This is a genomic window from Lacicoccus kunmingensis DSM 17847, assembly GCF_059568765.1.
Genome location: NZ_JCANUC010000016.1, coordinates 30,566 through 56,045, shown reverse-complemented (window position 1 = coordinate 56,045; position 25,480 = coordinate 30,566). Strand labels below are relative to the sequence as shown.

Sequence of the window (25,480 nt, the reverse complement as noted above, 5' to 3'; positions counted from 1 at the left end):
GAGCTTCGATTTGAATTCGAGGCGGTGATAATTCTTCCATCGCATGCTCGCGTGGTTTGCGACCATGTGTTAGTTGGAATCTTATAGGCACTCGTCGCGCCCGCGAGTTCCTGCAGCAACCAATTCGCCACTCCACGACTCAAATCAAAGCTTTCTCCAAACCATCCAGCCCATCTAATACATCAGATTATTCAGAAATGTAAGCCTTTTCATAAAATAGTATTTTATTTATATTACAAGTATGTTACAATAATTACGTTATACGGACATGAATATATATTATCTATCTAGGAGCAATAATTATGATTAACCGGAAAATAGTATGGTTAACTACACTGATATTTACTTTGATATTGGCCGGCTGCAGTGAGGCAGAAGGCGATGTTAAAATTTCTGAAAATAAAACCCATCAGACTTACGGTCATGATGTAAATAAAATAGCGGGTATCGCACTTGATGGCGATTCGGATGTACTGAAGATTGACGATGACAGTGCAGCGCCGGCAACAATGGAGTTCAACCCGGTCACAATAGTAAACGGGGAACAGGTCAATTCCAGTCAGAAAGTGGTCACTTTCATGGAAGAACTGAATTCAGCGAAAAGTGCTGTGGGAGAAATTTGGAACGAAGATTTCCCGAGTCTCTACACAAATTACCTCAATCATGCCTATATCATACAGAATGAAAATATGACATTGACCGAGGCACAGACTGAAGATATTGCCACACGGCTCGAAATTTTGCATAACGAATATGCGGAACTTGAGAAGCATCTGAAAGATCTGGAAGTGCCGAAGTCCATGGCGGAGAACAATATGAGTGATGTTGAAACGGTGATTGATGAAATTTCGAGGGCAGTGGAAAACCGTACGCTCGCCTTAATTGAATTCAAGTCAATTTACGAAGACGATGATTTCGGGAAACACGAGGAGTTGCTTTCAATCCACGTTGAAAACAGTGAAAAATATATTCACCGGGCAGATGAGAGCATCGATGATCTCATTACAGCCGTCAACGAAAAATAAAGAGCAAAGCTGTTCATTCAGCTTTGCTCTTTTATGTTTTAATTACTGTAAAAGGGTAATCCCGGTTACAGTGAATGAAAAACCGATATTTTATTTTTCGTCTTTTTTGTCGTCCTTCTTGTCTTTCTTATCGTCGTCATTGCCGCCTTTGTCAAATTTGTCTACAACACTGTCGCCTTTTTCTTTAATGTTGTCCCAATTTTCACCTGCGTTAGATGCTGCATCTTTCGCTTTGTCAAAAAATCCTTTGTCTGCCATAATAAAACTCTCCTTTTCAGTTAGTGTTTTATCTTGCTTACAGTGTCAATTTACCCAGCATATATAGGTATAAACATATAACGCACGAAATAATTTAAATTTCTTCACCTTTTGATAATCTGTCTGTATTTCAAAGGCATGATGATGTTTATTCGAATCATCAAAAGGGTAATCAGAATTATGTATCATAAAATAAGGAGAGATGTTTTGTGAGTAAAAAAGTAGCGGTTTTAATGGCTGACTATGTAGAAGAGATTGAATATACAAGTCCGAAAGAGGCAATCGAAGCGAAAGGCTATACAACAGAAGTCATTTCGCCGGACGGCAAAGAGATAAATGGTAAAAACGGTGACAAATTTACAGCGGATAAGAGCGTCGCAGATGCCAAAGCAGAAGATTACGCAGCAATTTTGATCCCGGGCGGATTTTCACCGGACGTACTGCGCGGCAATCCGGACAATGCTGAATTTGCCAAACACTTCCTTGAAAATAAAAAGCCGACATTCTCAATTTGTCACGGCCCGCAGTTCTTAGTCGACACTGAACTGTTGAGAGGTTACGACATCACAAGCGTTGCCAACGTCAAAAAAGACTTGGAAAACGCAGGCGCAATTTATCATGATGAGTCAGTAATCGTGTCCGATAACCTGATCACAAGCCGTACACCAAAAGACCTGGAAGACTTCAACAACGCAATCCAGGAAGCTTTAACTGAATAATAAAAACCGTCCCCTGTTCTTAGGAGCAGGGGATTTTCTGTGTGGAAAGAGATGTACTGGATTCCATCGGAGCCTGGATTCTGATTCGAAGCGGTGATGGAACTCTATCGGAGCCTGGATTCTGATTCGAAGCGTTGATAGATCTCCCTCGGAGCCTCGTTTCCCTTTCGAAGCGGTGATGGAACTCTATCGGAGCCTCGTTTCCCTTTCGAAGCGGTGATGGAACTCCATCGGAGCCTGGATTCTGATTCGAAGCGGTGTTGGGAAAAAATACATTTAAAAATGTTGTTATTAGAACGAAAACATTCCCAAATACACAAAAACCCCGATATCCTCACAAAAGGACATCGGGGTTTATTTTATGAAAACTATTGAACTGTGATGGTGCGGGCATGGGCATGCGGGTTTTCGAACTGGTCAAAGACGGCGTATGCGATCGTGTAATCGCCGGGCGACTCGGTGTCGACTTCGCCGGAAATGTAGGCGGTGTGTGTGATGTCGATGCCGTCCGTGTCGAGAATCTGGATGCCCTCCTTCGGATCGAACTCGGAGCCGGCGCTGATTGACGTGTCGTCCATGTTTTTGAACTGGACGCTGGTCGTCTCGCCGCTGCCGCTGTCGTCACCGGAAGATTCGCCGCTCAGCTGCTCTTCAGTCGGCGGTACGAGCGGGAGGGGGTCGGTCGGTGCATCGGAGACGGTGATTTGTCTCGTGTACTCGAACCAGCCGTTGCCGCTGTTTTCAACGCGATAATTGACGGTGTAGTTGCCGGGGTTCGAAGTGTCGACGTTGTTGTCGGACAACTGGATGTTATCCGTGATATTGCCGTCGGTATTATCCAGTGCGTAGACGCCGGCCATCGGATCGAAACTATCCCCGACCTGGATATTTATGCTGTCCATCCCTCTGATGGTCGGGGTGGAGCTGGAATACGCAGCGACTTCTTCTTCCATCGTCGGGCCGTCGTAGTCGGCATATTCCGGATCGCCCTGACCGCCGCCGTCCGCCTCGTCTGAAATGCCGGTTTCGTACGCCGGGTCATCTTCAAGCATATCCGATGTGATCGGTGCCACGGGCAACAGCCCTGCCATCAGTTTCACTATTAAACTTCCATTCATTGGCTCACCTCATTAGTGCTTTGGGTAGTATATCTAAAAGAGTGTATTGATCTAATGTGTTGATGTAGTTGTTCAATGCGTCATTTAAAACATACTGCAGTCCGCAGACCGGTGTCAGTACACATTCATTGTCGGGTCGGAAACATTCGGCGATATAGAAATTATCTTCCGTGTTTCTGACGATCTGTCCGACATTCAATTCTTCTGGTTTATATTTTAACATAATCCCTCCGCCGCGACCACGCACAGTATGGATGTAGTCGAGCTTCGCAAGGTTATGTACCACCTTGGTCAGGTGATTTCTCGATATATTATAATACTCGGATATTTCATCTATCTGAACTTTTTCATCAGGGTCTCTCGTGCCGAGATACATCAGCACTCTCAATGAATAATCAGTATACATTGTCAACTTCATTTTATTCACCTCATACTATATATATTACCATGAAACGGCCGGATTTCGAATCATTAATAAACTATGACATCTTTGTGAAAATTGTTACAATTGCTTGATATTCACACTTTTACCCTTTATCATTAAAGGTGTATTAAATATATATCTTAAACAAAGGAGCGTTTTCATGGAACCTCATAAAAAAGAGATTATTAAAGCGACGGTACCGGCGTTGGAGCAGCACGGTACAACAATTACAAAAGTTTTCTATCAGACAATGTTCAAAAAACATCCGGAATTACTGGATATGTTCAACCAGACGAACCAGAAAGTCGGCGACCAGCCGAAAGCACTTGCATTCACAGTACTGCAGGCGGCGCGTCACATTGACAATCTTGAAGCGATCGTACCGGCGGTCATCGGCATTGCGCACAAGCACCGCGCACTCAATGTCTTACCTGAACACTACCCGATCGTCGGTGAAAACCTGCTGATCGGTATCAAAGAAGTATTGGGCGACGCGGCAACACCTGAAATTATGGACGCATGGGAAGAGTACTACGGTGAAATTGCGCAGATCTTCATTGACGTTGAAAACGGCATGTACCAGACTGCCGACTGGGACGGATTCGTTCCGTTCGAAGTGGTGAAAAAAGATCATCTATCCGACGATATCGTCCGTTACACAGTGAAGAACGACACTGTTGAATACGATCTGCGGGCCGGTCAGTACATCACTGTTAAAGTGGACCCGACCGATTATCCGAACGAAGCGCTCCGCCACTATTCAATCTGCTCGATCAACACTGACGAAGGCCTTCAGTTTGCAGTCAAGAAAGAAGGTGCGGGCGAGAAGTCCGGCGTCGTTTCACACTATATGCATGACGATGTCAAAGTCGGCGACACGCTTGAACTGAGCGCACCGGCAGGGGACTTCCTGTTGAATCATGAAGCGGATAAATTCCTGTTCGTTGCAGGGGGCGTCGGCGCAACGCCTGTGATGGCGATGATCGAAGAGGCGATGGCTGCCGAAAAGGACTCGAAGTTTATTTACAGCGTACAGAATGAAGGCATGCACCCGTTCAAAGATGAGATGAAGGCTTTCGGTGAGGAAATTGATGTGAAAATAAAGTACTCGGATACTGAAGGTTACTTGACTCACGAGGATTTCGAAGGGCTTGAGGACCGCAGTGTCTATATTTGCGGATCGATGCACTTCATGAACGCGATGATCAAAGTGTTGTCGGAAGTCGGTTTCAAAGAGGAGAATATCCACTTCGAACCGTTCGGTCCGAAGATGAGTGTCATCGGCGAAACAGTTTCAGCATCAAATTAATATTATACAAGTTTTATATGTTTTGGCCCCGGGCAGACTTCATTCCGCCGAGGGGTCTTTTATTTTGTGTGAAATGGGGTATAGAAGGGGGAGACTTTACTTTGGAGGGGCTTCTATGACATACGTTTGGCTCGTGGCGGGGTTCGTGCTGCTGATAAAAGGTGCGGACTGGTTTGTGGACAGTGCCTCGACGATTGCTAAAAAATTGAGTATTTCACCGATTATTATCGGTTTGACCATAATTGCGTTCGGGACGAGTGCGCCTGAAGCGGTGGTCAGTATTATTGCGGCGCTTGAGGGCAACGGGGATATGGTTGCCGGTAATGTGGTCGGCAGTAACATTATTAATATTACTTTAGTGCTCGGCCTGACGGTGGTCGTCGCGCCGATTGTCGTTGAGAAGGAAGTGGCGAACAGGGATATTATATTTGCGCTTGGTGCATCTGTTTTGATGCTCCTTCTGATCAGTGAAAGATGGTTCGGCGCTGAAGGCGGCAGTGTCATCAGCCGTCTGGACGGTGTAATCATTCTCGGTGGACTTTTATTTTATATGTTCTACATATTTAAGAAAGCGAAGCGTGCGAAGTCGATTACGATGGATGACACGGCGAAATCCGATAGTACCGAGGAAGGTCAGAAGTTTGGCTGGACGAGATTGATTGTTGTTTTGATCATTGGACTCGTAGGCATTGTGCTCGGCGGGGAACTCGTCGTATCCAGCGCCACCGAAATCGCGGTTGCGCTCGGCATGAGTCAGGCGCTGGTCGGTCTGACCATCATCGCGCTCGGGACGTCGCTGCCGGAGCTCGTCACTTCAGTGATGGCCGCGTTCAAAGGTGAAACCGAAATGGCGATGGGCAACCTGATCGGCAGTAATATATTCAACATACTGCTTGTGACGGGACTTGCTTCTTCCATTATGCCTTTGGATGTGACCGGTGTGATTGTCTTTGATATCATCCTTATGATTCTGATTACGGTCATGCTGTTCATCTTTGCAAGAACCGGCTACCGTCTCAGACGTACGGAAGGTATTGTGCTTGTTGCGATTTACCTGGTTTATTTCGTTTATATTATATTGAGAGGGTAGGCGAGGTTTATTTAAATCCATCGTTGCTTGCGATAGATTCCGATTCTTTGACACTTGACAGTTAATTATTTAATTCAAGAAATTTAATAAACCTGACATGAGAAAAAATCAAATCTCCTGTTTTTCGGCATATATATATGAGGGGTTCTTTTTACCTTCTAAAATATATTGCCGGGACAGGAGGTTTTTATTTTGAGAAATAAAACTTTGGAACATCAGTGGCTGCATATATTGTGCGCGCGGGGCGGCGGTGATGATAAAGATGTGCAGAATTTGAAGCGTCTCGCCGCGGGTTATGCGGGGGAGTGTGAGTTCGACGACTGGCTGTCGAGCTACGGCCGCCCGCACTGGAAAATTTTCAAGGATATCTGGATCGACGCGGGCGGCACCACACAGATTGATACGCTGCTTGTGACGGGCGAGGGTGTGTATGTATTTGATGTGAAGAATTATTCGGGCGCGCTAGAGTATGTGGACGGGAAATGGTTCAGCGGCGGGAAGCGTCTGAATAAGGATATTTTTATTCAGCTGAAGCGGTCGATGGAGAAAGTGAACTTGATGCATTACCGCATGGGGCGGCCGGGCGGATTGCACAGTTCAATCGTATTTATCAATGAGCATAATGATGTGAAGATTGTGGATGAAGTCGATGTAGATGTGATGATGCGCAATGATATTAAACGGAAAATCCATAAAATTGCGGACGAGGAAAACTGGAATGGCAGTCTGGATATAGAACAGGTGGCTCGTGGTGTGGAGACGTTTATTATTCCATGTCCTTATAAACCACGGGAGCTTGAGGATGCTGAGTTTGAGCGGTTGCACGGTGGTATACGCTGCGTGAAATGTTCGGGATTTGATGTGGGGGTGCACCGGTATCACGTTCAGTGCGGGTGCGGCCATGTCGAGTCGAAGGAGAAGGCGGTGCTCCGGACCATTTGTGAGTACGGCGTGCTGCGGCATGATAGGGAGTTGAAGCTGGAAGGAGTATACCAGTTTTTGGGCGGGGTGATTTCAAAAAAGCATTTGAGTAAGGTTTTAAGAAGGTATTTCAAATTGATTTCCACTGGGCGTCATGCGAAATATGAAAATCCGCGTTCAGAATTTGATTTTGTATTTAATCAATATGATTTTTATTATGATCGTTTGATTTTAAAGAGGAATTGATTCTTAACGGAGCTTCGATTCTATTTCGAAGCGTTGTTGGGACTCTATCGGAGCTTCGATTCTATTTCGAAGCGGCGTTGGGACTCTATTGGAGTTTCGATTCCATATCGAGGCTCCGATAAGAAATAACACCTATAATAAAAACACATAACAACACCCTTAACCACACAAAAACCCCGGTCGCCTGACCGGGGTTACCTCTTACATATATTATTCGATGCCTTTATTCCATTTGGCAGCTAGCAGTGTGTTGTTCAGCACCATTGTGATTGTCAGTGGACCGACACCGCCTGGAACTGGTGTGATGTAGCTTGCGACTTTTTCTGCGGAGTCGTAGTCGACATCACCTTTCAGTTTACCGTCTACCATTGTGTTACCCACGTCGATAACGACTGCGCCTTCTTTCAGGTCGGAACCGGTGACGAGCCCCGGCTGGCCGACAGCTGAAACGACAACGTCGAAGTCTTTCAGTTTAGCAACCATGTCTTTTGTGCGTGAGTGCATCAATGTCACAGTTGCGTTCTGGTCTGTGAGTAATTTAGCGACCGGCTGGCCAACGATGTGTGAGCGGCCGATGACAGCAACTTCTTTACCTTCTAATGAACCAGTGTGCTTCAGAAGTTCCATGATTCCAAGTGGCGTACATGGAACGAATGTGCGCTGACCTGTGTACAGGCGACCGATGTTGATCGGGCTGAATCCGTCCACGTCTTTTTCCGGTGAGATTACTTCAAGTACTTTGTTCTCATCCACCTGATCCGGCAGTGGCACCTGTACAAGAATACCGTGTACATCGTCATCATTATTCAGACGTTCAACTTCAGCAAGCACCTCTTCTTCAGTCGCACTTTCTTCCATATGAACAATGCCTGAAGTCATGCCGACTTTTTCAGCCGCTTTGTTTTTAGATTTAACATAACTTAATGAAGCACCGTCGTTACCGACGATGACTACAGTCAAGTTTGGAGTGATTCCTTTTGATTTCAAATTCTCTACTTCTTCTGCAAGTCCTGCGCGATAATCTTTGGCGATTTCGCGGCCGTTTAAAATTTCAGCAGTCATAAAAATTTTCCTCCTAAGGTTTACTTTCTCTTCATGTATATTATGTACGATTGTGAGGAAAATTTCAATCAAATCAAATTCACGAACTTTCACCTTGATAAACACCAGTCATCGTTCGTATATACAAACATTAAAAATAAAAGTAATTAAAACGTTCGTGATTTATGTTGAATTTGAATACTTTAATTGATAAAATAAAAGAGAACATTCGACTTTAACAACTTTAACAGTATACAGGAGGATGAATGATGGTCGTTGGCATTATTATGGGCAGTTCTTCGGACTGGCCGACTATGAAACTTGCAGCAGAAATGCTGGACGAATTTGGTATTGAGTATGAAGCGAAAGTTGTCAGCGCACACCGCACACCGAAAGACATGATGAAGTACGCAGAGAACGCACAACAGAACGGAATAAAGGTCATCATCGCCGGCGCAGGCGGGGCCGCGCACCTGCCGGGCATGGTCGCGAGCATGACGAACGTCCCGGTCATCGGGGTTCCGATTGAATCGAAATCGCTGAAAGGGATGGATTCTTTATTATCCATCGTACAGATGCCGGGCGGTATCCCGGTCGCGACCGTTTCGATCGGGGACGCCGGCGCGAAAAATGCCGGCATTCTCGCAGCTAAAATGCTTGCAATTTCAAATGAAGATGTCAATCTGAAACTGACAGAATATACGAAATCATTAGAGGACAAAGTGGAGGCTATGCAGAATGACCTTAACTGACAGAATTTATCCGGATCAGACGATCGGCATCATCGGCGGCGGCCAGCTTGGTAAAATGCTGGCACAGTCGGCGCTCCGCATGGGCTACAAAGTGGCGGTGCTCGACCCGTCGACGGACGCACCGGCAAGTGCGACGAGCCATCTGTTCATCAATGCAGCATTCGATGACGAAGAGGCGCTGAAAGCACTCGGGGACGCATCGGATGTTATCACTTACGAATTTGAAAATATCGACGGCCCGCTGCTGAAAGAAATGGTCGACAAGTATTACGTGCCTCAGGGAGCGGACACATTGCTCACGCTGCAAAACCGTGAGGACGAAAAAGACGCCATCAGAAACTCGGGCGCAAAAGTCGTCCCGTTTGAAACAGTTGAAAACGACGAAGATGTCAAAACATTCGCAGCACACGAAAATTACCCGGTCATCGTGAAAACGGCCACCGGCGGCTATGACGGCAAGGGCCAGTATCTCATCGAGTCGGAAGCGGACCTCGAAAAAGAGACCATTCCATACGGCGACACGCAGTTTATTGCCGAGAAGTATTTGGACCTTGAGCGTGAAGTGTCACTGACGGTCGCGAGAAACGCCGGCGGAGACGAAGTCATCTTCCCGCTGCAGGAAAATCTGCACAGAAATCAGATTTTATACCGGACGATCGCACCGTCACGGGTCGACTACCAGAAACAGGCGGAAGAAGAAGTTTCCAGGATTATGAATAAACTTCATTTCACCGGCGTGTTCACAGTCGAATTTTTCATCGACAAAGCAGGCGGATTGTATGTCAACGAAATTGCACCGCGGCCGCATAACTCGGCGCACCATACGATCGAGTCATGCAACATTTCCCAGTTTGATGCGCATATTCTCGCAGTGACGAATCAGCCGCTGCCGGAAATCACGCAGCACAAGCCAGCGATCATGATGAATCTGCTCGGCCAGGACCTTGACCGACTGGATGACGATTTGTTCGACCATCCTGAGTGGAACGTGCATCTGTACGGCAAGACGGCAAGAAAGCCCGAACGTAAAATGGGGCATGTCACAATGCTCACCGACGATGTTGAAGCAGCTTTGATTCAATTAAAAATGGATTTTGAAAAGGAGTAGGCGACATGGAACTGCTATATGAAGGCAAATCGAAACGCATGTTTGAAGTCGAAGATCCTTTTGTTCTGAAAGTCGAGTACAAAGATGAAGTGACCGCAGCAGACGGCAGAAAACGTGAAGCGGCGCCGGGGAAAGGGCGCCTCAGCAACATCATTACATCAGAAATGTTTGTACGGCTTGAAAAGATGGGGATGCCTTCCCATTTTATCGAGCGCACCGGCGACACGACGCAGCTGGTCAGGAAAGTCGAAATTATTCCGCTGGAAGTGGTGGTACGCAACCTTGCTGCCGGCAACATTACAAAAAGACTCGGATTTGAAAAAGGCAGGGAGTTCGCACCGCCGTTACTCGAAATTTATTTGAAGGATGATGAACTGGGCGACCCGCTCATCAACCGTGCGCATGCGATTCAGATGGATATTGCGACCGACAAGGAAGTGAGCGAGCTCAAAAAACGGGCGCATCAGCTGAATGTCGCACTCATCGACATAATGGAAGAGATGGGGCTGCAGCTTGTGGATTTCAAAGTGGAGTTCGGCAGGGATACACGGGGCAACATTTTGCTGGCGGATGAAATTTCGCCGGATACGTGCCGCATATGGGACCCGAAAACCGGAGAGAATTTTGACAAGGACGTGTTCCGCGAAGGGACCGGCTCAGTAGTGGATACTTATAAGAAATTTTATGAAAAAATGGAGGCAGTAAAATAATGAATAAGTTTGTTGAACCGACGGAGCAGGACATTAAAACCGAGAAATTGTATCAGAGCATGGGACTTACGGACGCGGAGTACGAAAAAGTCAATGAAATCATGGGCAGAGCGCCGAACTACACGGAAACGGGCATTTTCGCCGCAATGTGGAGCGAGCACTGTTCATACAAACATTCAAAACCATTTTTAAAGCAGTTCCCGTCTGAAGGCAAGCAGGTACTGATGGGGCCGGGCGAAGGTGCGGGCGTTGTCGATATTGGTGACGATCAGGCGCTGGTATTCAAGGCGGAATCCCATAACCACCCGTCAGCTGTCGATCCGTACAACGGTGCAGCAACAGGGGTCGGCGGCATCGTCCGCGACATCGTCTCCATGGGTGCGAGACCGATCGGTCTCCTGAACTCACTGCGTTTCGGTGAGCTGACAAACCCGAACAACAGAAGATTATTAGAAGGTGTCCGCGCAGGCATGAGCGACTACGGCAACACAATCGGCATCCCGACGGTTTCCGGTGAAGCGGAATTCGATGGCCATTATGACGGCAACCCGCTCGTCAACGCAATGTGTGTCGGTCTGATCGACCATGACAAGATCCAAAAAGGGACGGCGAAAGGCGCTGGCAATAAAGTGATCTACGTCGGTTTAAAAACGGGCCGTGACGGGATTCTCGGCGCGTCATTCGCATCGGAAGAACTATCCGACGACTCAGATGTGGCCCCACCGTCCGCACAGATCGGTAATCCGGAAGCAGGTAAAAGGCTGATGGAAGCGACATTGGCTGCGATTGATATGCCTGAACTTGTCGGTATCCAGGATATGGGTGCAGCCGGCCTCACATCATCCAGTTCCGAAATGGCGGCAAAAGGCAACTCCGGCATTACGATGTATCTTGATAAAGTCCCGGTGACAGAATCGGACATTTCCCCTTATGAAATGATGCTTTCGGAAACGCAGGAGCGTATGCTTCTGGTCGTTGAAGACGGCAGTGAGCAGAAGTTTTTAGACCTGTTCGATGAGATGGAACTTCCGAACGCGGTCATCGGTGAAGTGACGGATTCCGACCGTCTCCTTCTATATTATAATGACGAACTGTATGCAGATATTCCGGTTCAGCCGTTATCAGAAGAAGCACCGGTCTACATCCTCGAAGGCGAGAAGCCGGAACAGGATGAAGCAAAAAATGACTATACCGATGAAAATCTGGAAGAAGCATTCAAATCACTATTGGAACACCCGACGCTTGCAGGAAAAGAATCCATTTACGAAGCATTTGATGCAGAGAAGAACGGCAATACGGTTCAAAAATCAGGCTTCGGCGCAGGGATCGTCCAGATTGAAGGGACGGACAAAGCGGTCACGATGACGATCGACGGCAAGAGCCGTTACGTTTACGCAGACCCTTACAACGGCGGCAAGGAAGTCGTGGCACAGGCCTACCGCAACATCATTGCAACAGGGGCCGAGCCGCTCGCGATGACGGACTGCCTGAACTACGGTTCGCCTGAAAAGCCTCAGATCTACAATCAGCTGGATGCATCGACGAAAGGGATGGCGGAAGCATGCCGTGCGCTCGGTACGCCGGTCGTTTCAGGTAACGTGAGTCTGTATAACGAAACGAAAACAGCAAGTGTACTGCCGACACCGGTCATCGGTATGGTCGGCCTGATCGAAGACATCAACAAAGTTAAAGAAGATAAAGTGGCTGAAGGCGACGCAGTGTATCTTGTCGGCGACCTGAAAGCGCAGTTCCAGGGTTCACAGCTTGAAAAACTGATCGACGGTAAAATCCGTCATGCAGAACGCGAAATCGACCTCGACACTGAATTCAAGCGCGGCAGCATGCTGAAAGATTTATATGTAAACGGCGAGATCCACAAAATAGCACCGCTTGGCCGGGGCGGTCTGATCGTGAAACTTGCACAGCTCGCAAGCTTCCATGACTTAGGCGCTGACATCGATATCGACGTGCGCGGAGATCTTCTTTTCTCTGAAAGTGCATCGAATTACATCGTCGTCGCACCGGCAGGCATGAATATCGACGGTGCAAAAGAGATCGGTAAACTCACAGGAAAAACTTTCAAAGTACAGGCACAGAACTTTAATGCACAATACGATATTGAAGAAATCAATGCGACTTTGAAGGGGGCAATTCCGGAATGCATGAATTCGACGGACTAAAGGAAGAGTGCGGGCTGTTCGGCATCTGGGGACACCCGGAGGCGAGCGAACTGACGTATATGGCGATGCACAGTCTGCAGCACCGCGGCCAGCAGGGCGCGGGCATCGTAAGTTCGAGCGGCGAGTACCTGTTCGGCGCACGCGGCATGGGATTACTGACTGAGGCACTATCCAAGGAACAGCTGGATTCGCTCAAGCCGTTCCCGTATGCCATCGGCCATACGCGTTACGCATCGAGCGGAGGCAGCGAACTTTCAAACGTCCAGCCGTTCCTGTTCAAAAGCCATACCGGTGACCTCGGTCTTGCGCATAATGGCAACCTGGTCAACGCGATGAATTTGCGTCGGGCACTCGAGGACCAGGGATCGATTTTCCAGACGACTTCGGACTCTGAAGTGTTCGCACATCTCCTCCGCCGTGAAAAAGGCGCGGGCGAAGAAGGGTTGGAAAAGCGTAAAAGTAGAATAAAGAAAACCTTGAAACAATTGAAAGGCGCCTTCGCTTTTATGATCATGCATGAGGACAGTCTCACGGTGGCGCTCGATGACCACGGTGTGCGTCCTCTGATGCTCGGTAAAAAGGACGGCTCATACTGCGTGGCGAGTGAAACGTGTGCGTTTACAGCAATCGGCGCGGAGTATATCCGCGATATCGAGGCGGGTGAGCTGATTACGATTACGGATGACGGCATCGACTTTGACTATTATACGGATCAAACGTATCCGCATATGTGCTCGATGGAATATATTTATTTCGCACGTGCGGATTCCGAGTTCAGAAATACGTCGACTTACCGGATCCGTAAGGAGCTTGGCCGTGCGCTGGCTGACGAGATGGATGTCGAGGCGGATATCGTCATCGGTGTGCCGGATTCCTCACTTGCTGCTGCGAAAGGGTTCAGCGAGAGAATCGGTATCCCGCAGGAGCAGGGGCTCTTAAAAAACCGTTACGTCGGTCGGACGTTTACGGCGCCCGGCCAGGAAGCGCGGGAACGTGCGGTGCGGATGAAGCTGTCACCGGTACGGGATATTGTTGAAGGCAAGCGGCTGATCGTCATCGATGATTCGATCGTGCGCGGCACGACGAGCCGTTTTATTGTGAAAGCGTTGAAAAAGGCGGGGGCTGCCGAAGTGCACATGGGTGTATCCTCACCGCCGCTTAAAAACCCGTGTTATTACGGGATCGACGTTTCGACGCATGCGGAAATCATCGCAAGCAGAAAATCGCGCGATGAGATCCGGGACGAAATCGGTGCGGACTCACTGACATATCTGTCTGTTGATAAAATGCATGACGTCTATCATCAGTTCGGCTCCAAAGGCCAGTGTGATGCATGCTTTACAGGTAATTATCCGATTGATATCGAAGAGGCGATACTGCCTCAGGAAAAAGATCTCAAACAAAAAGGAGTGTAGTGATGAGCGAGCAATATAAAAAGGCCGGTGTGGATATTGAAGCGGGCTATGCGGCAGTCGAGCAGATGAAAAGCCACGTCAAGAAGACGGTGCGTCCTGAAGTGCTGGGCGGTCTCGGCGGTTTCGGCGCGGGATTCGATCTGTCACAACTTGGTTTGAAACAGCCCGTGCTCGTGTCCGGCACCGACGGTGTCGGTACGAAGCTGAAACTGGCAATTGATCATGACAAACACGATACCATCGGTATCGATGCTGTTGCGATGTGTGTCAATGATATTTTGACGACGGGTGCGGAACCACTCTACTTCCTGGACTACATCGCAGTCGATAAAGTGGTGCCGGAACGTGTGGCGGATATCGTCAAAGGCGTGTCCGACGGCTGTATGGACGCAGGCTGCGCACTGATCGGCGGCGAGACGGCCGAGATGGGCAGCATGTACGGCGAAGGTGAATATGACATCGCAGGATTTGCGGTCGGTGCGGTCGAAAAGGATCTGTACATCGACGGTTCGACTGCAAAACCGGGTGATAAGATCATCGGCCTGCCGTCGAGCGGCGTGCACTCGAACGGCTACAGCCTTGTGCGCAAGCTGATTGCGGATAACAATATCGACGTTGAAGCGGAGACTCTGGACGGCGATAAGCTGATCGACCTGCTGCTTGAACCGACGCGTATATATGTGCGCCAGGTGCAGAGTCTGATGGAAAAGGTCGACGTCAGGGCGATGAGCCATATTACAGGCGGCGGTTTCATCGAAAACATTCCGCGTGCGCTTCCTGAAGCACTCGGCGCAGCAGTCACGACTGAAAACATCAAGCTGCCGAAAATCATCGATTGGCTGATGACGCTCGGCAACATAGAGGCCGAAGAAGCATACAATGTCTTCAATATGGGCATCGGTTTTATTCTTGTAGTGGATGCGTCGGATACAGACCAGGCGGTCAGCCATCTCCATTCGATCGGTGAGAAAGCGGTGCTGATCGGTGAAGTGACGGATAATAAAGGGATCACTATACATGACTAAGACGCGTGTGGCCGTGTTCGCGTCAGGCGGCGGCACAAATTTTGAAAATCTGGTGAACCAGCAGGAAGAGGCGGGCATTGAAATTGTTGTGCTCATTTCGGATTATAATCCTGCGTATGCCATTCAGCGTGCAATCAATAGAGGGATCGACTACATCGTTGTCGAGCGTGAAAAGTATGATTCGAGAGCGGATTTCGAGCAGGATATGTTGAGTGTTTTGAGGATGTACCGGGTCGAGTATATTCTGCTCGCGGGATATATGCGCATTTTGTCGGCGGACTTTATCAGCGAGTATCCGCAGCGGATCATCAATATTCACCCGTCGATGCTGCCGGATTTCAAAGGGGCAAACGGCATCGAGGATGCATTTAATGCAGGTGTCACTCAGACGGGTGTCACGGTGCATTTCGTGGATGCGGGCATCGATACGGGCGAGGTCATCGCGCAGGTGCCGGTGGATATTGACCCGGATGATACTTTGGCAGATCTGGAATATAAGATTCACAGTATAGAACATCAGCTTTATCCACAGGCAGTGAAAATGGTTTTAGTTAAAGCAGAGGAGGACAAACAGTGAAAGCATTGATCAGTGTTTCCAATAAGGCAGGTTTGGAGAATTTTGTTAAAGGTTTGATCGACGCAGGCTATGAAATTTATTCGACGGGCGGGACTTACGATAAGATTAAAAGTTTCGGCTATGAAGTGCGCGGTGTGAGCGATCTGACGCAGTTTGAGGAAATTATGGACGGGCGTGTGAAAACATTGCACCCGAAAGTGCACGGCGGCATATTGGCGGACCGTGATAACGCGTCGCACGTAAAAGATATGCAAGCGAATGATATCGAGGCGATCGATCTGGTTGTCGTGAACTTGTATCCATTCAAGGAGACGGTTGCGAAGGACGGTGTGACGGAAGCGGAAGCGGTGGAAAATATCGATATCGGCGGACCGACGATGCTCCGTGCGGCGGCGAAGAACTTCAAGCATGTGACGACTGTCGTCAATCCGCAGGATTACGATGAAGTGCTTGAGAAGATTGCGGCGGGGACGCTGGACCTTGAATACCGCCGTCAATTGAGTGTCAAGGTGTTCAAGCATACGGCTGAATACGATCACGCGATTGTGAGTTATTTTAAAGGCAGCGAACGTACTTTGCGCTACGGTGAAAACCCGCATCAGGATGCGAAACTTGTCAAGACGACAGATGACCGGAATACGATTTTGAACGCAGAAGTGCTGCAGGGCAAACAGCTCAGCTACAACAACCTGCGTGACGGCGACAGTGCATTCGGGCTCGCCAAGAAGTTCGATATTCCGGTCGCGGTTGCGGTGAAGCATATGAACCCGTGCGGCGTCGGTACAGGCGAGACGATGGTCGAAGCGTTCAACAATGCGTATGAAGCGGATGACCAGTCGATATTCGGCGGCATCATCGCGTGCAACCGTCCGGTGGACAGAGAAGCGGCGGAAGCGATGAGCAAGATTTTCCTTGAAGTGGTGATTGCACCATCTTACACGAACGGTGCGCTTGAAGTGTTTGATAATAAAGAAAACCTCCGCCTCCTTGCGGTCGACTTCACTGAAGACCTGGACGGTGATGAATTTGTCAGCGTGTCCGGTGGGTATTTGGTGCAGGACCGCGATACGGGTAAGTTGAATCCATCCGAAATCAATGTGGTGACTGAAGTGGAACCGACGGAAGATCAGATGAAGGCGCTGGCACTCGCATGGGAAGTTTCCAAACATGTGAAATCGAATGCGATCGTGCTCGCGAATGATAAGCAGACGGTCGGTATCGGTGCGGGTCAGATGAACCGTGTCGGTGCATTGAAGATTGCGGCGGAACGTGCAATCCAGCTGGATGAAAATGTGGTGCTGGCAAGTGACGGCTTCTTCCCGATGCCGGATTCTGTAGAACTTGCGCACGAACACGGCATCAAGGCAATCATCCAGCCGGGCGGCTCAAAGCGCGACCAGGAGTCGATCGACTACTGTAACAAACACGGCATGGCGATGGTATTTACTGGCATGCGTCATTTTAAACACTAGAAATTCACGAGTATTTTATTTTGTGATGGAGGCTAAAAAAATGAGAGTAGCAGTAATTGGCAGCGGCGGGCGTGAACATGCGATTGTGAAAAAACTGCATGAATCGCCGTCGGTCGAGGGCATCGTGGCGATTCCCGGCAACTATGCCATGAGAGATATCGCAACAGTCGTCAGCAAAGTCGGCATCACCGATTTCGAGGCCATCGCAGGCATCTGCATCGATGAAAACGTGGACTGGGTCATCGTTGGGCCGGAGGCGCCGTTGTCTGAAGGTCTGGCGGATTATCTTGAAGACGAGCACGATATAAAAGTATTCGGACCGCGTAAGCTGGAAGCTCAGCTTGAGTCATCGAAGGCATTTTCCAAGGACCTGATGGCAAAGTATAATATTCCGACGGCGAAATACGAGACGTTTGAGGATTATGAAGCGGCGGTGGCGTATGTTAAGCATGAAGGTGCACCGATCGTCATCAAGAAAGACGGCCTTGCCGCAGGCAAGGGCGTCGTCGTCGCGATGGATCTCGACACGGCGCTCGATGCATTGCATGAAATGCTTGTTGAGAACAGTGGCCAGGTAGTCGTCGAGGAGTTTCTGGACGGCGAAGAGTTCAGCCTGATGGTGCTTGTGAACGAGGCGTTCGTCTATCCGTTCGAAGTCATGGCGCAGGATCATAAACGCGCGTTCGATAACGACGACGGTCCGAACACAGGCGGCATGGGGGCTTATGCGCCGGTCACACATATCAGCGAAGATGTGCGGATGGAGGCGGTCCGTGAAATCGTCGAGCCGACAGCAAAGGCGATGGTGGATGAGGGCCTCAGCTACTTCGGCGTGATGTATCTCGGTGCCATCGTCACAGCTGACGGCGTCAAAGTCATCGAGTTCAACGCGAGGTTCGGAGACCCGGAGGCCCAGGTACTGATGAGTCTCCTTGAATCCGACCTCGGCGAAGTTTTAGAGAATATGTATAATAAAAAACCGTTCACCCTCGAGTGGCGCTCCGGTTTTGTCGCTGGTGTGATGCTCGCGAGTAAAGGATATCCGGGCGAATATGAGAAAGGCAGCTCAGTCCGCATTCCGGAAGATCTGGCTGCCCAGTGTTTCATCAGCGGTCTGAGCCAGGATGCATCAGAAGCAGTGATCACATCCGGCGGACGTGTTTTACTCGTCTCCGGACACGGTGAAACGATCAATGATGCAGTAGATGCAGCATATGATTGTGTGAACCAGATAGAGTACGAGACAGATACATTATTTTATAGAAAAGACATCGGCTTCAGAGCGATGAAATAGATGGCCACCCGCAATGAATTGCGGGTGTCTTTTTGTTGTGGCTGTTGAACTTTCTGTGAGCACTCGTGAGTGTTGCGAGTACCTGTTAAAAAGTTAGCGGAGCCTCGAATCGGAATCGAAGCGGTGATAGACTTCCAGCGGAGCTTCGAAATGGAATCGAAGCTCCGCTGAATCCAGATGAATCCAATAAAAATATTAGCACCCCGAAATCCACACAAAAATAAGACACCCTCCGCATAAGGGTGCCTTATTGCATAATGCCAAATCCTAAATCTGTGAAGCCAAATGCCTGAAACTTGAATCTTAAAGCCAAATCTTGGATCTAATGCTATTCAAAAGCGTCGTTAAGCTCTTCTTTCGTCTTTTCGACACCTTGTTCCTGTTTGTCATCTGAATCTTTGGATTTATCGTTTGAGTCGCGCTCTTTATCTCTTTCCTGTTCACGTTTTTCTTCTTCAAAAGCATCTTTTTTATCTTTATCGAACGTCATTTGAATCACTCTCCTAAGAGAATATCATTATATTATATTATCATCTGTACTCTATATATACCCAGCACTTTTTCATATAAACATTCAAAATATAATTATTGAAAATAAAATCCGACGGGCCGTAATATGAAATTTGAGCGGTTTCAATAATGCAATATTCGTGAATTTCAACTATAATAGTGAGGGACTGAGGTGAACACAATGTTAAAAAAATTGAGAAGCCAGAGTGAAGTACATATCAGCTTATTACTGGGCTTTTTCTTTGTAGTTTTAGGAGTTTTTATTTTATTCAATACGGGCAGGATCCGCGGCACGACTGCCGGCAGTCCTGTGGATGAGGGCAGTATCGATACGATACTCGACCTGATCAACGCATTTTTCCTTGAAGTGACGAATATGCTGTCAATCATCATTGGTGATTTCCCGATCATCGCCGGCATTCTTCTTATTCTGTTTGGTGTCTTTATGTTTAAAGTCGGGCAGACTGTAAGGGATACGACCAGATACGACGGTTTCCTGTCATTTTTCTTTATGGGATTATCATTGCTGCTTTTCGTCGTGACGACTGTTTTGATGATGCAGGTTTACGGCTGGTGGGCGATTTTATTTTTCATCGCATTTCTGGTCCACCTGCTTTACAACATATATAATGAATATTTGAACCCGAAACACCGTAAGGAACATTATATGATTATCATGTTTTGCTACGGTATCGCTTATTTCTTTACGCAGAACGCAGTGTACTCGAATATTGAGGAGTCGTTGAACCCGACGGATGTGCTCAGCATCAACATGTTCTTCGGCCTGATCTGGCTGTTGTCGTTATTGGCACTGTGGGTGGGTGTATTTCTTTCGAAATCCAAAAACCTGCTCAAAAAGCCGAAGACGAAAAGCGAGGAGGAGATGTCCCGTGCTTCAAAACGCGGCATCAACAAGCTGAATCCAAACCAGTACCTGGGATTCTCAGAAGAGATGTATCAGTTCAGGAATCGCCTTCTCAAAAAGGGCAAGGATTTTATTGAAATAGGTATTCCGTCCTGGCTGAAAATCAATTATTTGGAGCTGCTGCTCGGGTTTCTTGTACTGGTTTTCATTCTTGTCGAGTTCAACAACAGGCAGGGTGTATTTACGGAAGGGTATTTCAGAATTTCGCAGATGAGTTATATTTATGAGTGGATCAATCTTTTCCTTACGCTGTCGCTGGCTGTTTTATACATGATTTTCACAGTGATGAATACGTGGAGAAATGTCCACTACAACAGGCAGATGATTGTCATTGCCGGTTTATGGCTGAAGCTGACGGTCAGCCTGTACATCACCATTTTCAAAGATGTTGAATTGTCATTATTCATTTTACCGTTCAATATCGTGCTCGTGATTCTCACGACACCGCTATTATTGTTCAGTATTTTTAAAGAATTTAATGGAGGGACAACAATTGACAGAGATAAGAAAGCATAAGATGGACGCACGCATTGATAATCCGGATGTAAAAGAGCGCATCCACCAGGTCACTCACGATTACGACCAGAAGGCATCAACAGAGCCGGGCACGGTTTTCCTTGGATTCAGTTCAGATGAAGGTGTCAAGCGGAATAAAGGTCTCGCCGGCGCTTGGGAAGGCCCGTTCAGCGTGCGCGATAAACTGGCGGGGATGCCTTACACGGACACGCTCTATGATTACGGCACCGTGATGGGTACGAAAGACCTTGAATCTTCGCAGGAGGCGCTCGGCAGTGCAGTTGCAGATGTATTAAATGAAAAGGATTTTCCGCTCATCATCGGCGGCGGCCATGAAACATTGTACGGCCACTATTTGGGCGTGAGGAAAGCGCATCCCGATGCAAAGATCGCAGTGCTTAACTTTGATGCGCATTTTGATATGAGAATCGAACCGAGGGCGACGTCCGGCACAATGTTCTATCAGATTTTAACGAAAGATGCAGATGTCGATTATTTCGTCATGGGCATCCAGTACAGCGGCAACACCGGTACGCTGTTCGATACGGCGGATGCACTCGGGGTGAACTATGCGCTGATGGATGATATACGCGATTCGAAGAAGATTTCCGACTACATGTTCAAGGCGCTGGACAATTACGATTATGTATTTGCGACACTGTGCATGGACTCGATCGCAGAGTATGCGGCACCTGGTGTCAGTATGGCGACACCAAATGGATTTACACCGGTGGAAATACATGGCATGATTGAACGTCTGGCAAAGCTCGATAACCTGATCAGTTTTGATATCAGTGAAGTTGCGCCGGCACTCGATGAGGGTGACCGTACCAGCGCACTTGCGGCCAGCATTATACACAAGTTTTTAATTACAAAGGATGCGAATCAATGAATACAATACAATTAAAAAAAGGGGTCGAAAGACCCTTTTATCAAGGCAAGCTCAATATCGGCCAGGATGAGCTGAGTGATTCCGTCTTTTTAAAGGACGGCGAAGTGGTCAGACTGACCGATTATCTGGGCAAATTCATCGGTTACGCGATGATGAGCTTTGAGCAACGTACGTATGGCTGGATTTTAAGTACAGATGAAAATGTTGAGATCGGCGAGGACTTTATTCGCAGTCAGATCGTTACGGCGATCGGTGAACGGACGCCGCTGTACAATCAGAACGATACGAACGTTTTCAGACTGTTCAATGAAATCGGGGACGGCATCGGCGGATTGTCGATCGACAATTTCAACGGGCATCTGTTCATTACTTACTATTCGGCGGGAATTTATAAAATCCGTAATCTGGTCGTGCAGGTGCTGATTGAAGAATTGAAGCCTGAATCGATTACGGAACAGACGAGGTTTTCTATCGACGGCAAAATGCAGATTCAGAATAATCACGTGACCGGCAATCAGGCAGGGACGATTCAGGTGCTGGAAAGCGGCATGCGTTTCAACGTCAACTTGAACGACGGTCCGATGACGGGACTGTTTCTAGACCAGAGGGAAACGCGTAAATCCCTTCTTAAGGATAAACATTCGCACAACGAAACGTTTTTGAATCTGTTTGCATACAGCGGTTCATTTTCCGTTGCAGCGGCGCTGTCCGGCATGTCGACGACAAGTGTCGACCTTGCGGGCCGTACGACAGAGCTCATCACAGACAATTTCAACGTCAATAATTTGAAGACGGATAACCATACGATTCATATTATGGATACTTTCGATTACCTGAAATTCGCAGAGCGGAAAAATCATCAGTTTGATACGATTTTGATCGACCCGCCGAGCTTCAGCAGAAATAAGAAAAAAGTATTCAAGGTCGAACGGGATTATCCGAAACTGATCAAAGAATCCTTAAAAATTCTGAGCCCGGACGGCAAGCTGATTTTAAGCCAGAATCTGGAGACTTTTTCTTTGAACCAGTTTAAAAAACAGATTGATCAGACGATGAAGAACATGGGCATTGCATACACTTTGGAAGACGTCAAAGGGCTGCCGAAAGACTTCAAAACCGTCAAAGGATATAAGACGGGCAAGTATTTGAAAGTCGTGACGATTCAGCTCGGCAACGATTAAAATTCGGGATTACGGGTATTATAAACATTAGATAAACATTCAAAAAGAAAGTAGGGTTTACTAATGAACCAATATCCAGTAACTGCAGAGAATCTGAAGAATAAAGAGCGTAAAGCTAAAGAACTCGTCAAGAAAAAAGCGATGATTTCAAGTGTCGCTGCAGCCCTGCCGATTCCGTTGCTAGATGTCGGAACGGACATGAAACTGATGAATGATATTCACGGTGAGATTGAAGATATTTTTGAAATCGAGCATGATGATGTCTCTTCAACGAATGATGATCTGATGACCCGCGGCTGGGTCATGGCGACGAGTATCGGCAGTGATGTCGTCCGTTCAAGGCTGACGCCGTTTTTATTCAGAAGAATCAGCAAGAAGAAGAAATTCAGCCGATTCGGGCTGGTCAGCATCGTCGGCAGAGCGCTCGGCGCGGCAGTGAGCTACTTCTTAATGAAGAAACTCGGTAATGATCATATCGAACATTGCATGGCTTATTTAAAAGAAGAAACTGTTTAAATGATGAAAAGCTGACATCTCGTTGGCTTTTTATCTGTTAATAATGATAAAATCAAAGAAAGTAATCTTACTTTAAATAATAACTTTATTCTATGAGACGAAGGAGCAATCGGCAATGGAGCAAAAATCATATTTTATAACAGATGAAACAGGGATACATGCAAGACCTGCAACTATACTCGTACAGACAGCATCGAAGTTCGATTCTGAACTTCAGCTTGAATTCAACAGTAAAAAAGTGAACTTGAAATCAATCATGGGTGTCATGTCACTCGGCGTCGGCAAAGATTCCGAAGTGACTGTATACGCAGAAGGAAACGACGAACAAGAAGCACTGGAAGCAATTACAGAAACTCTGAGCAATGAAGGGCTGACTGACTAATGTCTAAAATACTAAAAGGGATTGGAGCAAGTGACGGCATTGCGATTTCTAAAGTGTACTCACTTGTCGAACCCGATTTAAATTTTACTGAAACTTCAATTGATGGCAGTGCATCTGCAGAAGAAGTTCAAAAGTTTAAAGACAGTATTCATAAAACTAAAGTGGAAATTACGAAAATACGCAATCATGCAGAAGAAGCTGTGGGTCCTGAACACGCAGCCATCTTCGATGCGCATCTTTTAGTGCTCGAGGATCCTGAAATGATCAATCCGATTGAGGAGAAAATCACCGGGCAGTCCTACAGTGCACCGCAGGCGCTCGTTGAAACACGTGATGAGTTTGTGACGATGTTCGAGAGCATGGACAACGAATATATGCGTGAACGCGCAGCCGACATCAAAGATGTGGGCAAACGCATACTCGCAAATCTTCTTGACCGTCCATTGCCGAACCCGGCAGCCATCGACGAGGAAGTCGTCATCGTTGCAGATGACCTGACGCCATCCGATACTGCACAGCTGGATAAGCAGTTTGTTAAAGGCTTTGTGACGAACATCGGTGGACGCACGTCCCATTCTGCAATCATGGCACGCACGCTTGAAATTCCGGCGGTCGTCGGAACAAAAGGTGTGACGGATGAAATCACGGAAGGCGATATGATCATCGTCGACGGTGAAAAAGGCGATGTCATTGTCGGCGCGACTGACAAAGAGATCAAAGCCTATGAAATCAAAGCAGAAGCACTCGATCAAGAGAGACAGGAATTACTTAAGATTAAAGATGATGAGACGAAGACGTCCGACGGCATCAAAGTCGAGCTCGGTGCGAACATCGGAACGCCTGAAGATGTTGAAATGGTGCTTGAAAACGGCGCGGAAGGCATCGGTTTATTCCGTACTGAATTCCTTTATATGGGCAGAAACGAACTGCCGACCGAAGACGAGCAGTACGAATCTTACAAAGCGGTGCTCGAGCGCATGGAAGATAAACCGGTTGTCGTCCGTACGATTGATATCGGCGGAGACAAAGAGCTGTCTTATCTCGATATGCCGAAAGAACTCAACCCATTTTTAGGCTACCGTGCCATCCGTATGGCTTTGGATAATAAAGATCTCTTCAGAACCCAGCTGCGTGCGTTACTGCGTGCAAGCGTTCACGGCAACTTGAAAGTGATGTTCCCGATGATCGCAACGATCGAAGAATTCGAAGAGGCGAAAGCACTCCTCATCGAATGCCGTGATGAACTGCAGGCGGACGGTGTGGACGTGAGCGATGATATCGAAGTCGGCATCATGGTTGAGATTCCATCCACTGCGGTACTTGCAGATGAGTTTGCGAAAGTCGTGGACTTCTTCAGCATCGGTACGAACGATCTGATCCAGTACACATTCGCAGCCGACCGCATGAATGAGAATGTATCTTATCTTTACCAGCCTTATCATCCGGCACTCTTGCGTCTGATTCATAATGTCATCAAAGCAGCACATGAAGAAGGCAAGTGCGCCGGCATGTGCGGCGAGATGGCGGGCGATAAAACTGCGATTCCATTACTCCTCGGCTTAGGCCTGGACGAGTTCTCAATGAGCGCAGGCAGCGTGCTGAAAGCAAGGCAGCAGATCGCTGACCTTAAGAAAACAGACATGGAGCAGCTGGCAGACGCAGCAATGCGTTCACCAAAATCAGACACAGTCACTGCCCTGGTCAAAGAATATACTGAACGTTCTTAATTGAAGGACACATGAATTTCACTTGGAAACAGTGTGATGTTCATGTGTCTTTTTTGAATGAATTGAGTGGTTGGGTGTGGAGGTGTTTGCTTGCAGGAACTCGTGGGTGTTGCGAATACCTGTTATCAGCGCTTCGAAATGGAAACG

25 protein-coding genes are annotated in these 25,480 nt (G+C 47.7%); 20 read left to right on the top strand and 5 right to left on the bottom strand.

Annotated elements, in window-relative coordinates; translation table 11 throughout:
* The first annotated feature begins 302 nt into the window (after nt 1-302).
* On the top strand, nt 303-1,025 hold the full coding sequence (locus BO48_RS13235) for a hypothetical protein (protein ID WP_496368052.1): 723 nt from the start codon (nt 303-305) through the stop codon (nt 1,023-1,025).
* Between the two features lie 90 nt (nt 1,026-1,115).
* Here BO48_RS13235 and BO48_RS13230 read toward each other — a convergent pair whose 3' ends face one another.
* Nucleotides 1,116-1,283 carry an SAS049 family protein gene (locus tag BO48_RS13230; protein ID WP_496368050.1) on the bottom strand — a complete coding sequence of 56 codons (168 nt, stop codon included), beginning with the start codon at nt 1,281-1,283 and terminating at the stop codon, nt 1,116-1,118.
* Between the two features lie 209 nt (nt 1,284-1,492).
* Here BO48_RS13230 and BO48_RS13225 point away from each other — a divergent pair, with 209 nt between their 5' ends.
* The gene (locus BO48_RS13225; RefSeq protein WP_496368048.1) at nt 1,493-2,002 is read left to right on the top strand and encodes a type 1 glutamine amidotransferase domain-containing protein; all 510 of its coding nucleotides are present in this window, start codon (nt 1,493-1,495) and stop codon (nt 2,000-2,002) included.
* Nucleotides 2,003-2,370: 368 nt separating this feature from the next.
* Here BO48_RS13225 and BO48_RS13220 read toward each other — a convergent pair whose 3' ends face one another.
* Together BO48_RS13220 and BO48_RS13215 are read right to left on the bottom strand one after the other, a co-directional pair.
* The gene (locus BO48_RS13220) at nt 2,371-3,093 is read right to left on the bottom strand and encodes an immunoglobulin-like domain-containing protein (RefSeq protein ID WP_496368086.1); all 723 of its coding nucleotides are present in this window, start codon (nt 3,091-3,093) and stop codon (nt 2,371-2,373) included.
* A 31-nt stretch (nt 3,094-3,124) separates the two neighbouring features.
* Nucleotides 3,125-3,538 (bottom strand): RrF2 family transcriptional regulator, encoded by a 414-nt coding sequence (locus tag BO48_RS13215; RefSeq protein WP_496368046.1) that lies wholly within the window; start codon nt 3,536-3,538, stop codon nt 3,125-3,127.
* Nucleotides 3,539-3,704: 166 nt separating this feature from the next.
* On the opposite strand from BO48_RS13215, the gene BO48_RS13210 reads away from it, so the two are divergent.
* The 3 genes from BO48_RS13210 to BO48_RS13200 all read left to right on the top strand — a co-directional run bounded on the left by BO48_RS13210 (nt 3,705) and on the right by BO48_RS13200 (nt 7,110).
* A complete protein-coding gene (locus tag BO48_RS13210; protein WP_496368044.1) occupies nt 3,705-4,853 on the top strand; it encodes a globin domain-containing protein in 1,149 nt (382 codons plus the stop codon).
* A 115-nt stretch (nt 4,854-4,968) separates the two neighbouring features.
* Complete coding sequence (locus BO48_RS13205; RefSeq protein ID WP_496368042.1) at nt 4,969-5,943, top strand: calcium/sodium antiporter; 975 nt, start codon at nt 4,969-4,971, stop codon at nt 5,941-5,943.
* A 192-nt stretch (nt 5,944-6,135) separates the two neighbouring features.
* The gene (locus BO48_RS13200; protein WP_496368040.1) at nt 6,136-7,110 is read left to right on the top strand and encodes a nuclease-related domain-containing protein; all 975 of its coding nucleotides are present in this window, start codon (nt 6,136-6,138) and stop codon (nt 7,108-7,110) included.
* A gap of 210 nt (nt 7,111-7,320) precedes the next feature.
* Here BO48_RS13200 and folD read toward each other — a convergent pair whose 3' ends face one another.
* Nucleotides 7,321-8,172, bottom strand: coding sequence for a bifunctional methylenetetrahydrofolate dehydrogenase/methenyltetrahydrofolate cyclohydrolase FolD (gene folD / locus BO48_RS13195; protein WP_496368038.1), 852 nt, complete (start codon nt 8,170-8,172; stop codon nt 7,321-7,323).
* Nucleotides 8,173-8,420: 248 nt separating this feature from the next.
* Between folD and purE the strand changes: the two genes are divergently transcribed.
* The 9 genes from purE to purD are packed head-to-tail and all read left to right on the top strand — an operon-like array spanning nt 8,421 to nt 18,684.
* Nucleotides 8,421-8,903 carry a 5-(carboxyamino)imidazole ribonucleotide mutase gene (purE, locus tag BO48_RS13190; protein ID WP_496368036.1) on the top strand — a complete coding sequence of 161 codons (483 nt, stop codon included), beginning with the start codon at nt 8,421-8,423 and terminating at the stop codon, nt 8,901-8,903.
* Nucleotides 8,890-10,011 (top strand): 5-(carboxyamino)imidazole ribonucleotide synthase, encoded by a 1,122-nt coding sequence (gene purK, locus BO48_RS13185; RefSeq protein ID WP_496368034.1) that lies wholly within the window; start codon nt 8,890-8,892, stop codon nt 10,009-10,011. Before purE ends, purK begins: the two co-directional genes overlap by 14 nt.
* A gap of 5 nt (nt 10,012-10,016) precedes the next feature.
* On the top strand, nt 10,017-10,721 hold the full coding sequence (gene purC, locus BO48_RS13180; protein WP_496368032.1) for a phosphoribosylaminoimidazolesuccinocarboxamide synthase: 705 nt from the start codon (nt 10,017-10,019) through the stop codon (nt 10,719-10,721).
* Nucleotides 10,721-12,901, top strand: a complete 2,181-nt coding sequence (purL, locus tag BO48_RS13175) for a phosphoribosylformylglycinamidine synthase subunit PurL (RefSeq protein ID WP_496368030.1) — start codon at nt 10,721-10,723, stop codon at nt 12,899-12,901. Before purC ends, purL begins: the two co-directional genes overlap by 1 nt.
* A complete protein-coding gene (gene purF, locus BO48_RS13170; RefSeq protein ID WP_496368028.1) occupies nt 12,880-14,316 on the top strand; it encodes an amidophosphoribosyltransferase in 1,437 nt (478 codons plus the stop codon). The genes purL and purF overlap by 22 nt, the downstream gene beginning before the upstream one ends.
* A 2-nt stretch (nt 14,317-14,318) precedes the next feature.
* Nucleotides 14,319-15,341: a phosphoribosylformylglycinamidine cyclo-ligase gene (purM, locus tag BO48_RS13165; protein WP_496368026.1), complete on the top strand. Its 1,023-nt coding sequence runs from the start codon at nt 14,319-14,321 to the stop codon at nt 15,339-15,341.
* Nucleotides 15,334-15,918, top strand: a complete 585-nt coding sequence (gene purN, locus BO48_RS13160; RefSeq protein WP_496368024.1) for a phosphoribosylglycinamide formyltransferase — start codon at nt 15,334-15,336, stop codon at nt 15,916-15,918. The genes purM and purN overlap by 8 nt, the downstream gene beginning before the upstream one ends.
* The gene (gene purH / locus BO48_RS13155) at nt 15,915-17,390 is read left to right on the top strand and encodes a bifunctional phosphoribosylaminoimidazolecarboxamide formyltransferase/IMP cyclohydrolase (protein WP_496368022.1); all 1,476 of its coding nucleotides are present in this window, start codon (nt 15,915-15,917) and stop codon (nt 17,388-17,390) included. Before purN ends, purH begins: the two co-directional genes overlap by 4 nt.
* Before the next feature lie 40 nt (nt 17,391-17,430).
* On the top strand, nt 17,431-18,684 hold the full coding sequence (gene purD, locus BO48_RS13150; protein WP_496368020.1) for a phosphoribosylamine--glycine ligase: 1,254 nt from the start codon (nt 17,431-17,433) through the stop codon (nt 18,682-18,684).
* A 328-nt stretch (nt 18,685-19,012) separates the two neighbouring features.
* Here the strand turns inward: purD and BO48_RS13145 are convergent, their stop codons facing one another.
* Nucleotides 19,013-19,174, bottom strand: coding sequence for a glycopeptide resistance-associated protein GraF (locus BO48_RS13145; RefSeq protein ID WP_496368018.1), 162 nt, complete (start codon nt 19,172-19,174; stop codon nt 19,013-19,015).
* A 201-nt stretch (nt 19,175-19,375) separates the two neighbouring features.
* On the opposite strand from BO48_RS13145, the gene auxA reads away from it, so the two are divergent.
* From auxA to ptsP, 6 genes are all read left to right on the top strand, one after another.
* On the top strand, nt 19,376-20,635 hold the full coding sequence (auxA, locus tag BO48_RS13140) for a lipoteichoic acid stability factor AuxA (RefSeq protein ID WP_496368016.1): 1,260 nt from the start codon (nt 19,376-19,378) through the stop codon (nt 20,633-20,635).
* Entirely contained in the window at nt 20,613-21,527 is a 915-nt protein-coding gene (hutG, locus tag BO48_RS13135) for a formimidoylglutamase (RefSeq protein ID WP_496368014.1), read from the top strand. The genes auxA and hutG overlap by 23 nt, the downstream gene beginning before the upstream one ends.
* On the top strand, nt 21,524-22,708 hold the full coding sequence (locus tag BO48_RS13130) for a class I SAM-dependent rRNA methyltransferase (RefSeq protein WP_496368012.1): 1,185 nt from the start codon (nt 21,524-21,526) through the stop codon (nt 22,706-22,708). Before hutG ends, BO48_RS13130 begins: the two co-directional genes overlap by 4 nt.
* A 63-nt stretch (nt 22,709-22,771) precedes the next feature.
* A complete protein-coding gene (locus tag BO48_RS13125; RefSeq protein WP_496368010.1) occupies nt 22,772-23,224 on the top strand; it encodes a hypothetical protein in 453 nt (150 codons plus the stop codon).
* 115 nt (nt 23,225-23,339) lie between these two features.
* The gene (locus BO48_RS13120; RefSeq protein ID WP_496368008.1) at nt 23,340-23,606 is read left to right on the top strand and encodes a phosphocarrier protein HPr; all 267 of its coding nucleotides are present in this window, start codon (nt 23,340-23,342) and stop codon (nt 23,604-23,606) included.
* Nucleotides 23,606-25,333: a phosphoenolpyruvate--protein phosphotransferase gene (gene ptsP / locus BO48_RS13115; RefSeq protein ID WP_496368006.1), complete on the top strand. Its 1,728-nt coding sequence runs from the start codon at nt 23,606-23,608 to the stop codon at nt 25,331-25,333. Before BO48_RS13120 ends, ptsP begins: the two co-directional genes overlap by 1 nt.
* Nucleotides 25,334-25,480 lie beyond the last annotated feature (147 nt).

Excerpts from the sequence above, each read along its gene's own strand:
- purM (WP_496368026.1), top strand. The coding sequence starts at position 14,319 with ATGAGCGAGCAATATAAAAAGGCCGGTGTGGATATTGAAGCGGGCTAT.
- BO48_RS13220 (WP_496368086.1), bottom strand. The coding sequence starts at position 3,093 with ATGGCAGGGCTGTTGCCCGTGGCACCGATCACATCGGATATGCTTGAA.
- BO48_RS13210 (WP_496368044.1), top strand. The coding sequence starts at position 3,705 with ATGGAACCTCATAAAAAAGAGATTATTAAAGCGACGGTACCGGCGTTG.
- BO48_RS13235 (WP_496368052.1), top strand. The coding sequence starts at position 303 with ATGATTAACCGGAAAATAGTATGGTTAACTACACTGATATTTACTTTG.
- BO48_RS13145 (WP_496368018.1), bottom strand. The coding sequence starts at position 19,174 with ATGACGTTCGATAAAGATAAAAAAGATGCTTTTGAAGAAGAAAAACGT.
- purC (WP_496368032.1), top strand. The coding sequence starts at position 10,017 with ATGGAACTGCTATATGAAGGCAAATCGAAACGCATGTTTGAAGTCGAA.
- folD (WP_496368038.1), bottom strand. The coding sequence starts at position 8,172 with ATGACTGCTGAAATTTTAAACGGCCGCGAAATCGCCAAAGATTATCGC.
- purK (WP_496368034.1), top strand. The coding sequence starts at position 8,890 with ATGACCTTAACTGACAGAATTTATCCGGATCAGACGATCGGCATCATC.
- BO48_RS13130 (WP_496368012.1), top strand. The coding sequence starts at position 21,524 with ATGAATACAATACAATTAAAAAAAGGGGTCGAAAGACCCTTTTATCAA.
- BO48_RS13120 (WP_496368008.1), top strand. The coding sequence starts at position 23,340 with ATGGAGCAAAAATCATATTTTATAACAGATGAAACAGGGATACATGCA.
- BO48_RS13205 (WP_496368042.1), top strand. The coding sequence starts at position 4,969 with ATGACATACGTTTGGCTCGTGGCGGGGTTCGTGCTGCTGATAAAAGGT.
- purN (WP_496368024.1), top strand. The coding sequence starts at position 15,334 with ATGACTAAGACGCGTGTGGCCGTGTTCGCGTCAGGCGGCGGCACAAAT.
- purL (WP_496368030.1), top strand. The coding sequence starts at position 10,721 with ATGAATAAGTTTGTTGAACCGACGGAGCAGGACATTAAAACCGAGAAA.
- BO48_RS13215 (WP_496368046.1), bottom strand. The coding sequence starts at position 3,538 with ATGAAGTTGACAATGTATACTGATTATTCATTGAGAGTGCTGATGTAT.
- BO48_RS13230 (WP_496368050.1), bottom strand. The coding sequence starts at position 1,283 with ATGGCAGACAAAGGATTTTTTGACAAAGCGAAAGATGCAGCATCTAAC.
- purF (WP_496368028.1), top strand. The coding sequence starts at position 12,880 with ATGCATGAATTCGACGGACTAAAGGAAGAGTGCGGGCTGTTCGGCATC.
- auxA (WP_496368016.1), top strand. The coding sequence starts at position 19,376 with ATGTTAAAAAAATTGAGAAGCCAGAGTGAAGTACATATCAGCTTATTA.
- purD (WP_496368020.1), top strand. The coding sequence starts at position 17,431 with ATGAGAGTAGCAGTAATTGGCAGCGGCGGGCGTGAACATGCGATTGTG.
- ptsP (WP_496368006.1), top strand. The coding sequence starts at position 23,606 with ATGTCTAAAATACTAAAAGGGATTGGAGCAAGTGACGGCATTGCGATT.
- BO48_RS13125 (WP_496368010.1), top strand. The coding sequence starts at position 22,772 with ATGAACCAATATCCAGTAACTGCAGAGAATCTGAAGAATAAAGAGCGT.
- purE (WP_496368036.1), top strand. The coding sequence starts at position 8,421 with ATGGTCGTTGGCATTATTATGGGCAGTTCTTCGGACTGGCCGACTATG.